A 14,780-nucleotide genomic window follows, 5' to 3' on the forward strand; every position below is an offset into this window, starting at 1 on the left:
TGAATATGAAAATTTATTCGGGCGCATTTACTTCTCCAAAGGTGGAACAACCTCCTTTGTTCGTCACCAAGAACGGACTCAAGAGAAAAATCTCCGTCCAAGAACCGCAAAAGGTCGTAGAAAAATCCCTGGCTTATAGTCTTGAAAAAAACGTTCTTCTGATTTCGTACACACTTCTCTTAGATCATACCGGCGACACAAGAATCGCGGAGAGTACCTACTTACGTTTCTCCGAAAGATTTAGAGAAACATTCACCCAAGATTCCTGGTTTTTTCTTTCCAATCGAATCGAAACCTTCCTGAAAGAAAACGAACAATCCAAATTGGATTTTCAGTATGAATCGGAATTCTAAATAAAATTCTGATTGAGTTAAACCGCACACAATTTAGCCTGAAAAGTACTTAGATTCCGGTATTTTTCTGAAGCCCGATTCCTGCCAGAATTTTGAATTTATCCTTTTTGGAGCTATCCATGAAAACTAGAGTGATTACTTTCCATTACACCCTTCATGACACAGAAGGCAATCTGATCGATTCTTCCGAGGGAAAGGCACCCCTTTCTTATTTGGAGGGAGTTGGTCATATCATTTCGGGACTGGAAGACGAAATGAAAAAGATGTCTGCAGGGGAGAAAAAAAGAATCAACGTAGAAGCGGAAAATGCGTACGGCTTGAAAGACCCGGATTTAATTTTTGACGTTCCAAGATCTCAGTTCCCTCCGAATGAAGACTTGCAAGTTGGAATGATGTTTCAAACCGATGAACCGGACAAAGTTTTTACGATCACGGAGCTCCAAGATGAATCCGTCATTGTGGACGGGAATCATCCTCTTGCCGGAATCAATCTTGTGTTCGATGTGGAGCTCACTGAAATCAGAGAAGCAACCGACGAGGAAGTTTCTCACGGACACGTTCATGGAGAAGGTGGACATCACCACCATTAGGAGATCCTTTCCCACCATTCATGTCCTGGAAGGAAGAATTAAACTCAGCTCAATTGGAAGCTGTCCTTACCCAGGACGGTCCGGTGCTCGTCCTAGCGGGTGCCGGAACAGGTAAAACCAAGACCATTATCAGCAGACTCGCCCAGCTGGTCTCTTCCGGAATTCCCGCCTCTTCCATTCTACTTCTTACATTCACGCGAAAAGCGGCAAGAGAAATGATCCTTAGAGCTTCTTCTTTGGGTGATGCTCGTTGCTCCGATGTTCAGGGTGGAACCTTTCATTCTTTTTGTAGTTCCGTTCTTAGGAGATTCGCGCCTGCCCTCGGTCTTTCCTCCGATTTTACAATCTTGGATGAGGCGGATACGTTAGACGTCTTTCAATTTTTAAGAAGCGAAAGAGACTTTGCGAAAACAAAGACTCGTTTTCCTTCCAACGAAACCTTAGTCGGAATCCACAGTGAAATCCAAAATACGGGAAGAATATTAACGGATATATTAGAGAAGGATTATCCTTCTTTTATCCAAAGATCCAAAGATATCATCCAAATCTTCGAAGATTACAAGGTCTACAAAAAGGAAAGGTCCCTCCTTGACTATGACGATCTTCTCTTTTTCACACGGGATCTTCTCGCAAATCATTCTGGAGTTCGCTCCGCGCTTTCGGAACGATATCGATTTGTCATGGTCGACGAATTCCAGGATACGAATAAAATACAGGCACATATCGCCTGCCTTCTCGCGGCAGAACACCGAAATCTGATGGTAGTCGGAGACGACGCTCAATGTATCTATACGTTTCGGGGTGCTACTGTTCGAGGAATATTAGATTTTCCTAAAATTTTCGACAATACGAAGACCATTTTTTTGGAAAAAAATTACCGAAGTACTCCGGCGATTCTAAACCTAGCGAACTCGGTGCTCCAAAACTTTTCGGAAAAATACGAAAAATTCCTGTTTACCGAAAATGAAAATGGCCCTCTGCCGTCTGTTCTCCAATTTACGGACGAACTCGAGGAAGCGGAAGGAATCGCGGAAATTCTCCTTCAAAAAAAAGAGGAGGGAATTCCGTTTCATAGGATGAGTGTGCTTTTTCGAGCGGGTTGGAATTCGAACCAACTGGAACTTGTATTAGCAAAACGGAATATTCCTTTCGTAAAATTCGGCGGTCGAAAATTCATAGAAACCGCTCATATCAAGGACCTCCTTGCGTTTTTAAAACTTTTGATCAACCCTCTGGACTCCGTATCTTGGATTCGGGTTTTAAAACTGATTCCCGGAATTGGAAACACAAAATCGAACGAAATTTTGGTGAAGGTTCGCAGTTCCTCCGGAAAAATGGACGCACTTCAAGAGGAAAAAAATCCGAGTTTACAAAAATTTCTTTCCCCTCTCTTCCATCTCTATCAAAAACATTCGGAATCCAGAGCGGAAGTGAAAACGATCACATCGGATTTCATAGATTACTATCGAGTTTTGTTGGAAAAAAACTACGACGACTGGAAACGAAGATCGGAAGATTTGGATTCGGTCCTTGGATTTTCCCTTAAATACTTTTCGTTATCCGACTTCCTTTCGGATCTAACAATGGATCACGCTTCACTCAGTTTGGATAAGATTCATCCGGACAACGCGGAAAACGATCAGCTAAATCTTTCGACGGTCCATTCCGCAAAAGGATTGGAGTTCGACGTGGTTTTCGTATTGAATGCCACCGAAGGTTCGTTCCCTTCGAGTAGAAACACGGACACGGAAGAAGAAAGGAGACTCTTTTACGTCGCGATCACTCGGGCTCGAAAAGAACTCTATCTCACAAGACCATCCTTGGCTCAGTCCAGATCCGGTCCATATTATACGAAGTTATCCCGTTTCCTCAGCGAAATTCAATCTCCCGAAAAAGTCTACGAGCTCAAATTGATTTCCGCAAAGTCGGCTTCAAAAACGGATCCTGGTTCGGAATCCATTTCCGAATCAGGCAAACGTGTTTCAGAATCTTTTTCTAAAATTCAGAATTATTTCGGAAGTTGACCTATGATTTTGGCTTTTGAAAAACAAAAATTAAAAACCTCTGCTGACGAAGTGGAGAAAATTCTGGAACGAAAGGTCTCTGAATTTCTGCATGTTCGCGGTGGGAAAATTTTACAAGGGAAAAAAGTTCGCTATAAATTCTATCCTTACGCGAACTTAGGAAGTGCCATCCGCATTTCACCCGGAATCTTGGAATTCAAAATTCATTCTTCTTATGCAAAATCGGATTCTTTGGAAGCGGTTGTGGAACTTCTACTTTATAAGCTTCTTAAACTTCCCATTCCGGGAACGATCGAAGAAAAAATTCAGCACTTTTACGAACTTCACTCCAAAGAGAAATCGGAAAGAAAAAAACGAAGAAAAAAAATAGAATCCTCCGATTCGAAGAATGCGATTTTAAAGGAAATGCTCCATCGGATCAACGAAACCTATCTTGGGATCGACCTTTCTGATATCGAAATCTACTGGGGAAAAAGAAGTTCGAGGACAAGGCTTGGACATTTTGATCCATCGCACAGAATGATCGTAATCAATCCGATTCTGGGAAGACAGGTTGTTCCCGACTTTGTTCTGGAATATATCGTTTTTCACGAGCTTTTGCACGTCTACATTCCTGCGACGAGAAAGAATGGAAAAAATGTGATCCATGGAAAAGAATTTCGCACTCTGGAACGAAAATATCCCGACTACCTAAGGGCTAATCACTGGCTCAAATCGAAGTACCACCAATCCATAAATCTCTAATTTTCGAAAATTGAATGTTTACAGACTTGGAATCCGTTGTAAAATTTGGTCCAACTGAAAGAAAGAGGGAGAACCGAATGCATCCGAAAGTATTTGAAACGCTTTATGTCCGCAAAAATTACATCGACGAAGAGCTTCGAAGCCATTTGAAAGAGATGCAGGGTTTAAACTATCGATCCCTAAACGAATACGACAGAGGCGTCTACGACGGCTACGTGCAAGCGATCACGGAGATTCTTAAAAAAATAGAAAAGAAATTTTTGCAGGCGGGCTGATTTGTTTCGAATTTTAGTTTTAGGATCCGGAGCGATCGCCGGTCTTTATGCCGGAAAGCTAAAGCAGGCGGGTTGTCAGGTCGATTTTTGGGTCCGGCAAAACGCATTCGAGCTGGAAGAAAACGGATTTCAAATCCAAAGTCATTGGGGTGATTTCGAATACTTTCCCAACCTCGTTTTCGAAGAGGTTCCCAAAAATTTAGAAGAATATGACCTCATTCTAAATTGTCTCAAATGTTTACCGGAAATCCGCTTGGAAACGATTCTCGGGATCCAAATCCCCGAGCACATTCCCATCCTTCTTTTACAAAATGGAATCGGGATTGAAGATCCGATCACCTCGCTCTATCCCTCCAACGAAATTCTAAGCGGGTTGGCCTTTGTCTGTGCGAATCGGTTGGACAAGGGAAAAATTCATCATCTCGATTACGGAGAATTGACCATCGGTTCTTGGAATCGTACGTCCTCTTCGTTTCTTAAAAAAATAGTTCGATTTTTTGAAACTGCGGGAGTTCCCACGCAGAGCACGGATTCAATTCGTCAGGCACGCTGGAAGAAACTCATGTGGAATGCGCCTTTCAATCCGATCAGCGTCCTCTCCGGCGGTAAAAATACTTCTCAGATTTTGAACGAACCTTCCAGTCGTTCTCTGGTGATCGAAATTATGAAGGAAGTCCAGAAACTTTCCGAATGGGACGGTGCGCCGGTTCCTGTTGAACAAATCGATCTATTCATCGAAATGACCGAGTCGATGAAACCGTATAAGACGAGTATGCTTTTGGACTTTGAAAGCGGAAGACCGATGGAAATCGACGCGATCCTCGGGAATGCGCTCAAAATCGGGGAAAGGTATGGTTTTAAGACCCCGCATATCGAAACACTCTATGCCCTCTTAAAGTTAAAAGGTCATTCAAAGGGCGTTTAAGAGTTTCTTAATCCCGTTTTCCAATCCGTCCAAAGAAAGAAAAAACATAGGAATCTGTTTTCCAATTTCCTGGATTGTCGGAGCGTCCCAGTATTTTTTCGGTTCCGGATTCAACCAAATCGAATCTTTAAAATGTCTTCGAATTCTTTTTAAGGAATCAAGTCCCGACTCTGGATTTTCAGGAAGTCGAAAGTCGACACGAAAACGACTGTGATAGTAACCATACGTAGAATCCAAAAGTTCATACGGAGCCATATACGCGTCTCCGATCAGAATCAATTTCGTATCGTCGCTGTGTTTTTTAAAGATTCTTTGGAGCGATAGAGGTGTTCGCATATTCGCTTTCGGATACACTGCGTCGTAAATGATATTATGAAAATAGTAATAATGAAATTCTTTGAAATGATTGATCTGATGACTCGCAGAAAAAAGTTTATTCACCCTCTCAGCGTGACTTGTCATACTTCCTCCCGTATCCATTAGAAGTAAAACTTTGAGACCGTTCTTTCGAGAACGTTCAAACTCGAGATGAATGTCTCCGGCGTTTCTACAAGTCGAATCGATCGTCTTTGGAAGATGAAATTCGGAAACTCCTTCTTTACGAAAATTCCTAAGCTTTTTGAGTGCCGTTTTGATCTGACGTACATCCAGTTGTTCGTCCGTTCTATATTCTTTATAACGTCTTTCTAATGCTTGAAAGACTGCAGAACGGTTTCCTCCTTCCCCTCCTACTCTCACGCCCTCCGGATTGGAACCGCTATGGCCGAAAGGTGAAGAGCCACCCGTTCCGACCCATTTGTTTCCTCCGTGGTGTTCCCCTTTTTGTTCTTCGAGTCTTTTTTTCAATTCTTCCAACAGCTGATCGGGCGAAATCAAAGAAGGCGGGGGTGGGCCGTTCGGATTCTCAAAAATTCGGTTGAGCCAGTCCATCAGTTCCTGTTTCAACTCAGGTCGCAAAGCGCCCTTCTCTCCGAAAATCTCCGAGAATACAAGATCAAAGGCGTCGAAGTATTTGATATCCTTTACCATACAGGTTCGGGAAAAACGGTAAAGTTCATCCAAATTGATCCACGCTTTTTGATTCGTGGTATAGTGATCTACCACCTTCAAAAAATCCAAAAATTCTCCCGTGGTGACGGGAATTCCTTGGCTTTTTAGTCTGTAAAAGAAAGGAATGAACATTCTTAATTCCTAAATAACTTCAGATCCTCTTCGTTTTTAATCAGCGCGCCTAAGAATGGAATTCGTACCTCATCCTTCAAGGCCGCACCTTGATGAACCAAAATTTGAATCCAATCCAGCAACTCACTCGTCCCAGGTTTCTTTTTAAGGTCATCCATCCTTCTAATCAAATAAAACATCTCGAGGGCTTTGATCAATAACGTATGTCCCACTCCCGGGTAATGCGAAAGGATGATTTTTTTCATAAATTCCGGATCGGGAAATTCTATATAATGAAAGATGCATCTTCTTAGAAATGCGGCAGGCAATTCTTTTTCGTTATTCGAGGTGATGATCGTAAGCGGTCTGTGCTTTGCCTGGATTCGTTTTTGAATCTCGGGAATAAAAAATTCCATTCGATCTAATTCCAAAAGAAGATCGTTCGGAAATTCGATGTCTGCTTTGTCGATTTCGTCGATCAAAACGATCGACTTTTGATCCGAGTCAAAGGCTTCTCCTAAAGAACCCAATCGAATGTAGTTTTCGATTTTTTTTACCTTCTCCGAATCTTCCGCAAAACGGGAATCGTTCAGACGGGAAACGGCGTCATAAAAATACAAACCTTCTTTTGCTTGTGTGATCGATTTGATATGCCAGGTATGGATCGGTAATTTTCTCTGTTTTGCTAAATACTCTGCGAGAAGTGATTTCCCGGTTCCCGGTTCTCCCTTTAGGAGCAAAGGACGAGAAGTGATTTCCGCCATTAGGATCGCTTCTTCCAGAGAAGGAGAAAGCAAGTAAGTGTCTATCAATGGATTCATAAATGTCTTGGATTGATTCTATCTTCAAGGCCGCTCTCTGCAAGAGAAAAACCCCTTTCTACCGAACTTCGAAAACTACGCTGTCGACGATTTTTCCGGTACGATCTTGAAGAGAAAGAATATGAAAGCCTTTTACGGGTTTCCAAAACGTTTCCTTTTCGCGAGCATCGTTCAGATTCTTTCCATCCAAAATCCACTGAAATCCGTTTTCAAAAACCGTCGCGCTAAAGCGAAGTTTTTGTCTGCCTTCGGGAATGTCCGGATCGATCGCGAAAATCGTTTCGTTTCCGGGAACTACAATTTTAGGAATCGAAGTGGTCTCCTCGATTCTTTTCGTGGGAGTTTCGTTTCGCACTGTTACCCGGGGTTTCCAAATCTCTGAATCTCTTTCTTGCAAAAGATTCATAACCGAATTCCAAATCGGAGCCGCTCCCGTAACACCGCTTACGTCCCTCATCGGACTTCCGTCCATATTTCCGACCCAAACACCCACGGTGAATTTTTTGGAATAACCGATGCACCAATTGTCTCTCATATCTTGAGAGGTTCCCGTTTTTACTGCCGTAAAAAATCGCGTACTCAGATGATTGTTTAATCCGAAAGAAAGAGAACGATATTCCCGATTGGAAAGAATTTCTCCTAACGTATCGGAGGCTTCTTTTGAATACACACGATTCCAAAAATGTCCCTCCTCCCGATTCTCTTGAAACGTTTGTCTCGCTACGGAAGGAAGCAGAGTTGTCTGGGAGAACATTCCACCGTTGGCGAGAGTTCGATACGCATTGGTCAACTCCAAAAGAGTCACGTCCGCCGTTCCAAGCGCGAGAGAGGCTCCATAAAAATCCGAACGTTCTAAGTTTTCAATTCCGAGGTCTTGAAGTTTCTGAACGAAAGTCGAAACTCCTACAAGATCCAATACATGAATCGCCGGTATATTGAGAGACGAAGCCAGAGCAAACCTCGCTTCCACTTTACCGTGATACGTATCGCTGTAATTGGATGGTCGATAGATTCCGGAAACTGCGTTCCACTCAAAAGGACTATCGTCTAAGATCGAAGTGGGCTTCAAAAGCGATTGATCAAAAGCAAGGGCGTAAAGAAACGGCTTCAGAGTGGACCCGGCTTGTCTTCGAGATTGAATCGCATCTACATAAAAAGATCTGCTTTCCGGAAGATTTCCAACATAGGTAAGGATCGCACCGGATACGTTATCCAAAACCACAACTCCCGTTTCGGCAACGTTCTGACTTTTTAATCCGTCTAAAATATTCTTCGCGAGTTCCGTGATCTTCCATTGAAGATCGAAATCGATGGTCGTTCTTTCTTTTCCGCTTTTTACGGAAGATCCAAAATTCTCGCGAAAGAATTTTTGCGCGGCGTGATACGCGATTCCTCCCGTAGAGGGAAGTCCGGTCGGTTTTGAAACCGCGATCTTTGCCGTTTTCTCAAAAGAAGAACAAAGATCCTCCTTTCGAAGTTTTTTCGCAAGAATACAACTTCTTCTGGACAAAACTTCGGCGCCCGCACCCGGAAACGGAAGCATCGATACAAGAAGAATCGCTTCTGTGTCGCTTAACGCGGACGGTTCTTTGTGAAAAATTCCTCGACTTGCGGAACGAAGTCCCTTGAGTTCTCCTCGAAACGAAGTAAGATTCAGATACGCGGTAAGAATCTCGGACTTTTTCCAAGATTCTTCCATTTCTCTTGCAAATTGAATTTGATTCCATTTGTCTAAAAAACTTCGTCTTCCCGGTTTTGTTCGTAGAAACATTCCGGCGAGTTGCATCGAAAGTGTGCTCGCTCCGCGTTTGGAAGTTCCCAACAGTCGATCGCGAACCGCGCCGAAAATCGCGATCGAATCCACTCCCGAATGCTCAAAAAAACGTTTGTCTTCTTGGAGCAAAAGGGCAAGAAATAACGTTTCGGGAATTTCCCCTTCTTCGACCCAGGCAAGTCTTCTTTCTTTCGTATCAAAACGAATCGTTTGTAGAAATCTTCCGTGAATGTCTAAGAGTGTTCCATCGGACGATTGATAAGAATCCCGAACGGCCGCGTAAGCCGGAACGCTCTCAGAAAATAGTATATTGGAATAGAAGAATATACTGATGAACCAAATCACCCATATATTCTTTCGACTCATTTTTCCTCAATCCTTTTGAACCGTTTGATCGGCGTTCGGAACTTCCGCGAACTGATCCGGAAGATACATCGCTTCTACCCGGGTTGAAGGAAGCACAAACTTTCCGGACTGATTGATCCGATATACGTATTCGAGAGTCACGCTTCCTGCCGGAAGATATTCGAAATAAGCGGTATAGCCTTCCCACTTTCTTTCCACAAACGTAGGAGAAGACCACCAATCCCCTTCGGTCACGACTTCACTTCCCGATCTCGAATCATTTCCCAATCCGGAACCTAAGATACTCGCTCCCGCCGGGATCGGATCCTTGATCGCAACCCAAGACAAAGTCGATTCCGTGTAAATTTTCAGTCGAACTCGAACAAGATCTCCATCTTTGAAAGAGGATTTTTTGCTTCCGGACTCATCCAGAATTTCTTTTTCCAATCTCATTCCACTTTCCAATTTTTCCTTGAGAGGAAGCGCGGCTTTCGTATGAATTACCGCGTACGGTTTTCCGTTTCCGTTCTGTACGAACTCAAGATTCTGAGTCGTCTTCGGCATCGGAAGAGAAAGTGTAGAAGGATCCTTTTTATTCTTCCACTCCAACGTGTTTGATTGATTCTCCAAAGAGATCATAGTCGTTCCTTCCACCGAATCTCTTTCGAACTGTTTGGAATAATTTTGAAAGGCGAGAATTCCGAGCGCATTTGCCGTCGTGATATCCCAGCTTCCTTTCTTTTGTCTTGTGATCGCGCCTCGAATCATGCGAGGAAGATCCTCCTTCCAAGCCGGATCTTTTACGACCGAAAGAATGGTTCTCATCACGGTAGAATCGTTCGAAGAAAGAAGCCACCAAAGACCGGACTCATCCACGAAGTTATAAGAAGTTCCTTGGATCCGAAATCTGGATTTTAAAAGGATGTCGATGGCAGGAATCTGATTCTTAAACGTATTGGAACGAGAATAGATATTTCTCAGACTGATCAAAATATCGGAGGGAAGAATTTTCGGATCGGTCTGAATGGCACGGATACTATCGTCATTCAGAGCGGTGAATCGAGAAATCGCATCGAGGACGATGATCTTTCTGAGCCTCGTATCCGTGTTCGAAATATAACTGCTTCTAAAAATCAAATCCTTACTATAACGATTGAGCGCTTCGATCAATGTATCTCTTGTCGCGTCCGGAATTTTATACCCGGATTCGGAAGATAGAATCAAAAGATAAGCGGTGAGAATCTCGCTTCCATACCAGGAAGAAGGAAAGAATTTCAAAAGACCGTCCCCATCCATATAGGAAGTCAGTTGATCCATGATCTGATCCCAATCTTTTTGAGAGCCGGCTGAAATGGATTTTGAAAGTTTTTGTTCGAGGCAAGAATACGGATATCGATTCATCGAATCCTTTGCAGAAAGAATGGCGCCTCCGGTCAGAGAAGACTTCAGGCTGATTTCCAATTCTCCACTTCCCGCAATCGCTTCCTGATTTTCTTGGATGGGAACGTTAAGCCTACCGTCCTCCACTTGAACAAAAGTGGATTGTAAAACTCTTACTGGAACGGACTCGCCGATTTTCTGACGAAAACGAACCGTGTCGGTAAAACTTCCTCCATTTTCTTTTGTGAGAAACTCATAGACGATTTCATTTTTTTTGTTCGGGATCCCAAACTCCCACTGTACGACTGTGGATTCTCCGGCTACGATTTTCACATTCTTCGTCTCTAACCCTAGATCCGGAGATGTTTTCGGAGTGATGGACAGATCCATCGTACGGTCCGTAGTATTCTTGATCGTAAGTCCGCTTCGAACAAGATCCTTTTCTCTAGCAAAAGGAGCAATGGAAGGATAAACGAGAAGATCTCTTGTGGTTTGAATCTGAGTCGAAGCGGAACCGAACTTATCTTTTCCGGAATGAACAATGGCCACGATCTTAAACGATGTCAAAGAATCATTCAGAGGAACTTCGACTTCCAGTTTTCCGTTTTCGTCCGGCTTGAGATCCGCTTTCCAATAAAGAAGCGTATCAAAGAGTTCGCGTGTGGTCGCTCCACCTCCGCCCCCACCTGGTGGCAGACTTTTTAAACCGAAGTGCCTTCTTCCGATCACTTGAAGTTGCGCCGTGGACGTTTCCACGGAATTTCCTCTTTCTTTCATCATCGCGCGCAACAAATCCCAGGTATCATTGGGCTTTAGTTCCAAAAGCCCTTGGTCGACAGCGACTAACGTGACCCTCGAGTCTTTTTTTATCTGGGACGAAGGATGTTCGATTTGAATTTTGACTTTTGCTTTTTGTCTCGTAGCGTAGACGGTCTTGTCGGTTTCCACACGAACGGGAACCTCGAACGGTTTCCAACCGACACGAATCTGCGCGAGCCCTAAACGGAAGGACGGCCTCGCTAAATCGACAAGAGCCGTTTCTTTCGGACTATCGACTCTTCCTCGAATCGCAAGAACCGAAACAAAGACGTTCGGAGCATACGAATTCTCTACCGGGATTTCGATCATCGGTTCTTTCCCCGTCAAAACCTTCGTAAACGAAGTGAGAATCCCTTCTCGTTCCACGGTAATGAGCGCGGTCGCTTCTCGAAATGGCATTCGAACCTGAAACCTCGCCTTCTCTCCGGCTTGGTATTCTTTTTTCTCCGGAAGAAGATCCATTCGATCGTGGTCGCTCGCGGCAAACCAAAGATCTTCCTTGCCCGTAATCCAAACGGAAGAATTTGCCTTTACCTCTTCACCGGATAAGGATGCTTCAAAGTAAATTTCTCCCGTTTCTTTTACGGATCCGTTGCAAAACAAAATCCCTTTTGTATTGGTTTTCCCGGAACAAAACTCGCCGATTTCCTTGATCTCGTATTTGTGATCGTAACTATAAAATCCTCCTACGAGACGTTTTCGATTGGAATAGTATTTCTTCGTAAAGGACTTTACGGTTACTTTCTTTCCTTCCACCGCCGTCCCCTTGAGATCGAGAACGACCACCTTGAACTTTACCGAATCTTGAACTGCCGCCCAACTTTCCGGAGCGATTCCTATATGAAATTCGGAAGGATAGATCGGAAAGGATCGAAACGCACTTTGGATTTCACCGTTGGGATCCCTGTATTCCAACTCGGCTTCGAGCCTTTGGGGAGAATCCGATTCCGGAATCGACTTCACGGTCGCATCAAAAAAACCTTTCCCATCCAAGGTGAGCTGAGTTTTTGTAAACCCAGCGTTTTGAATTTCACCTTGCTCCTCGGAACTTTGGGCCACCTTACCGTTGCTAAACAAAAATTCGGAATAATCCGAAAAAGAAATGCCTCCTCCGGGAAGTACGCGGGTTCTTAGAAGGACAGGGATTTTACCCGCTCCTCCTCCGGAAAGATATCGTACGTTTCCGGTAATTCCGATCTTGGATGGAGCGATATTCGACCCGTTCGTCTGAAACTCCGCCTTCATCAGCGGAACTCTGAACTCCTCCACACGAAATTCTCCGATGAAAACTTGACCTTCGTGATTTTTGCCGCTAAATTCGTTTAACAAAACTCGATAGACCCCGAGATTCGCTTCCTTCGGAATTTTAAACTGAATCGCGCTCGCACCTTCCGGATTCCATTTTAGAGAAACAGAATATTCTTTTTCGGTGCCGGAATGGATGATCTTAGCGGAACTCGGATATTCGCTCACGCCCGGAATTTCAAAACCGCTCGTTTTTTTCGCTCTGGACACGATCTTCATCGAAACCGTTTCACCGGCCCGGAACAGAGTTCTGTCCATCACCGGATGAAAGAGAACGTTACTCGCACCGTAATCTCCGGGAAGGTTGAATCTCCAATTCTCGATTCCGTTTTGCCAACGAGAATGACTGAACGTAAAATCGTCTTCGTATGCGGCCGTCAAAAAAAGACCGTTTTCATACGGTTTCCAAGAACAATACGGAACGGAACTTCTCGTAGGGATTCCTTTTACGATCAGCGTACCGGAGGAGCCTGTCTTTCCGTAGAAAATTTTCTCATTCTTACAATTGAAAATTTGTACATCGGCGTTCGGGACCGGTTTCGCGTCGCTCAGTCTTGTCACCCAAACGAGAGAAGACTCTCTCCCCCATTTAAAATGGATCGAAAGATTGGTGACGAGCGCACCCGTGCGCACGTAAAACGGTTGATTCTTTCCTAATAAAGAATTTCCTAATACGTCCGATTTCATTTCCACGACGTGAAAGCCGGGAGATTTGAGAGGAATTCCAACCACTTCAAAACGTCGGACTCCCTGTTTGGATTGAAGTTTGATTTCGTTTGTTCCCGGAGGGAGTTGATTTCGACTCGGATCGAAAATGGAATCCTTATGATCCAGTGATTCTAAAATCTTTAAATATTGAACGATTTCTGAAATTTGTCCAACCCCGAGAATCACTTCCTTACCCGTAAACTGTTTCGGTGGAGTTTGATTTTTTTCATCCTTTCCCGTTGCCCAGTTGAGAATTTCTTTTCCCTTTTCTTTCAGCTTATCAAACTGCTGTTGAACGATTTCTTTTGTTTCCGGACTTGTCTTTACTTGATAGAGCCGAACCGGATTCTCCGCTTCCAGATTTCGAATCGTAACGGGAAGAACCGCTTCCGGATAACGTTCCAAAATTCCGAATCGCGCCGCAAATTTCAAAAGAGGCGGATAATCATCCGTGGAAACCGTAAGAGGAAAAGAGGATTGATTGGCGAGACTTCTTCCCGCGTCGTCTTTGATTCCGGATGGAAGAAGAATCTGAAACTTCGCTTTGGGAGAAAGTGGAGTCGGAAAACTCACGCCATAGTCGTAGTTCCCTTCCTCGGAAGAAACCTTTGCGGGTATCAACTTTCCCTCCGATGTTTGCAGTTGAATCTTTCGCAAGAGTTCCACGGAAACGGGTGCGCTAAAATTTACGGTCAGAGGTAAGGAAGGAATACAAGCGGCCTTTGCGTTGACACGATCGCAGTTGAACTCCGCAAGGAATGCTTTACGAACCGTGAAGCCCACTTTTCTCGTGGAAGTTCTCGCGACACCGGATTTAGATTTGAGTCCTTGTTCTAAAACCAACTGGATATTTTTTCCGCTCGGAAACTTTTGATCTGCCTTGATAAGAATCGTTCTTTCTTCTTTGCCTTCCCTATAGTTCGCTTTGAGAAGTTCTTTCTCCAAGGAACCCGTGATTCGACTAAATCCGATCTTGTCTCGAATTCCTTCCGTGACAAAATAGAGGTGATCACTCGCCGAAGAAAGATCGACTTCCGAATCCAGATCTAAAATAAAAATCTGATCCTCGTCTACGATCCCACCCTCGTACGGAGAGGAGGAATCGATTTCAGGACCGCCCGTATGAAAGGAGAATTTTTCACCTTCTGAGAGAGAATTGCCTGAGATCGATTTTACTTTTTTGGTTTCAAAACTGCATTCCACGCCGCCGGGAAGCGGAGATGGAAATTCCAAAACCCAATTCTTATCATCCACCCAACGTTCGCTTCCCTTTACGGGACAACGAATTTCAAAAGGATTCAAAGAGAATTTTGGATTTCCAAGAGGAATCATCGATTCCGAAAAACGAGCGCGGATTTGAGAAGGTTTTTTGACTTCACCGGTCGGCGTGAACTCGATTCGAACCTGCGCGCTCAAGCCCGTAGCCAATAGAAAAAAAAGTAAGAAATAAGTTTTAGATAAAAATTTGGGAATTGCAAAAGAACTCAAGGTTTTCTCCCGAATCGATGTTTGTTTCGGAAAGAAAACCTCGGAGTAAAAAGATCTGCAAGCGAAAA

The 14,780-nt window shown here is 43.9% G+C and carries 10 protein-coding genes; 6 read left to right on the forward strand and 4 right to left on the reverse strand.

All coding sequences use genetic code 11. The features are described from left to right. The first annotated feature begins 5 nt into the window (after window positions 1-5). The 6 genes from DLM75_RS08830 to DLM75_RS08855 all read left to right on the forward strand — a co-directional run bounded on the left by DLM75_RS08830 (window position 6) and on the right by DLM75_RS08855 (window position 4,911). Entirely contained in the window at window positions 6-353 is a 348-nt protein-coding gene (locus DLM75_RS08830) for an LIC14007 family protein (protein ID WP_118968161.1), read from the forward strand. A gap of 119 nt (window positions 354-472) precedes the next feature. Next, complete coding sequence (locus tag DLM75_RS08835; protein ID WP_118968162.1) at window positions 473-943, forward strand: FKBP-type peptidyl-prolyl cis-trans isomerase; 471 nt, start codon at window positions 473-475, stop codon at window positions 941-943. Window positions 944-963: 20 nt separating this feature from the next. Continuing rightward, complete coding sequence (locus DLM75_RS08840; RefSeq protein WP_118968163.1) at window positions 964-2,967, forward strand: ATP-dependent helicase; 2,004 nt, start codon at window positions 964-966, stop codon at window positions 2,965-2,967. Window positions 2,968-2,970: 3 nt separating this feature from the next. Then, window positions 2,971-3,711 (forward strand): SprT-like domain-containing protein, encoded by a 741-nt coding sequence (locus tag DLM75_RS08845; RefSeq protein ID WP_118968164.1) that lies wholly within the window; start codon window positions 2,971-2,973, stop codon window positions 3,709-3,711. 77 nt (window positions 3,712-3,788) lie between these two features. Further along, complete coding sequence (locus DLM75_RS08850; protein ID WP_118968568.1) at window positions 3,789-3,986, forward strand: hypothetical protein; 198 nt, start codon at window positions 3,789-3,791, stop codon at window positions 3,984-3,986. Window position 3,987: 1 nt separating this feature from the next. Next, window positions 3,988-4,911 (forward strand): ketopantoate reductase family protein, encoded by a 924-nt coding sequence (locus tag DLM75_RS08855; protein ID WP_118968165.1) that lies wholly within the window; start codon window positions 3,988-3,990, stop codon window positions 4,909-4,911. Here the strand turns inward: DLM75_RS08855 and DLM75_RS08860 are convergent. Genes DLM75_RS08860 through DLM75_RS08875 form a run of 4 tightly spaced genes read right to left on the reverse strand, consistent with a single transcriptional unit; the run spans window position 4,897 to window position 14,697 of the window. Beyond that, window positions 4,897-6,093 (reverse strand): VWA containing CoxE family protein, encoded by a 1,197-nt coding sequence (locus tag DLM75_RS08860; RefSeq protein ID WP_118968166.1) that lies wholly within the window; start codon window positions 6,091-6,093, stop codon window positions 4,897-4,899. The genes DLM75_RS08855 and DLM75_RS08860 overlap by 15 nt on opposite strands. A gap of 2 nt (window positions 6,094-6,095) precedes the next feature. Beyond that, window positions 6,096-6,893 (reverse strand): AAA family ATPase, encoded by a 798-nt coding sequence (locus DLM75_RS08865; RefSeq protein ID WP_118968167.1) that lies wholly within the window; start codon window positions 6,891-6,893, stop codon window positions 6,096-6,098. A gap of 58 nt (window positions 6,894-6,951) precedes the next feature. Continuing rightward, window positions 6,952-9,033 (reverse strand): penicillin-binding protein 1C, encoded by a 2,082-nt coding sequence (gene pbpC, locus DLM75_RS08870; RefSeq protein WP_118968168.1) that lies wholly within the window; start codon window positions 9,031-9,033, stop codon window positions 6,952-6,954. A gap of 6 nt (window positions 9,034-9,039) precedes the next feature. After that, window positions 9,040-14,697 carry an alpha-2-macroglobulin family protein gene (locus DLM75_RS08875; protein ID WP_429945451.1) on the reverse strand — a complete coding sequence of 1,886 codons (5,658 nt, stop codon included), beginning with the start codon at window positions 14,695-14,697 and terminating at the stop codon, window positions 9,040-9,042. Between the last annotated feature and the right edge of the window lie 83 nt (window positions 14,698-14,780).

It is taken from the genome of Leptospira stimsonii, assembly GCF_003545885.1.
Taxonomy (GTDB): domain Bacteria; phylum Spirochaetota; class Leptospiria; order Leptospirales; family Leptospiraceae; genus Leptospira; species Leptospira stimsonii.

Excerpts from the sequence above, each read along its gene's own strand:
- DLM75_RS08865 (WP_118968167.1), bottom strand. The coding sequence starts at position 6,893 with ATGAATCCATTGATAGACACTTACTTGCTTTCTCCTTCTCTGGAAGAA.
- DLM75_RS08860 (WP_118968166.1), bottom strand. The coding sequence starts at position 6,093 with ATGTTCATTCCTTTCTTTTACAGACTAAAAAGCCAAGGAATTCCCGTC.
- DLM75_RS08835 (WP_118968162.1), top strand. The coding sequence starts at position 473 with ATGAAAACTAGAGTGATTACTTTCCATTACACCCTTCATGACACAGAA.
- DLM75_RS08840 (WP_118968163.1), top strand. The coding sequence starts at position 964 with ATGTCCTGGAAGGAAGAATTAAACTCAGCTCAATTGGAAGCTGTCCTT.
- DLM75_RS08830 (WP_118968161.1), top strand. The coding sequence starts at position 6 with ATGAAAATTTATTCGGGCGCATTTACTTCTCCAAAGGTGGAACAACCT.
- DLM75_RS08850 (WP_118968568.1), top strand. The coding sequence starts at position 3,789 with ATGCATCCGAAAGTATTTGAAACGCTTTATGTCCGCAAAAATTACATC.
- pbpC (WP_118968168.1), bottom strand. The coding sequence starts at position 9,033 with ATGAGTCGAAAGAATATATGGGTGATTTGGTTCATCAGTATATTCTTC.
- DLM75_RS08845 (WP_118968164.1), top strand. The coding sequence starts at position 2,971 with ATGATTTTGGCTTTTGAAAAACAAAAATTAAAAACCTCTGCTGACGAA.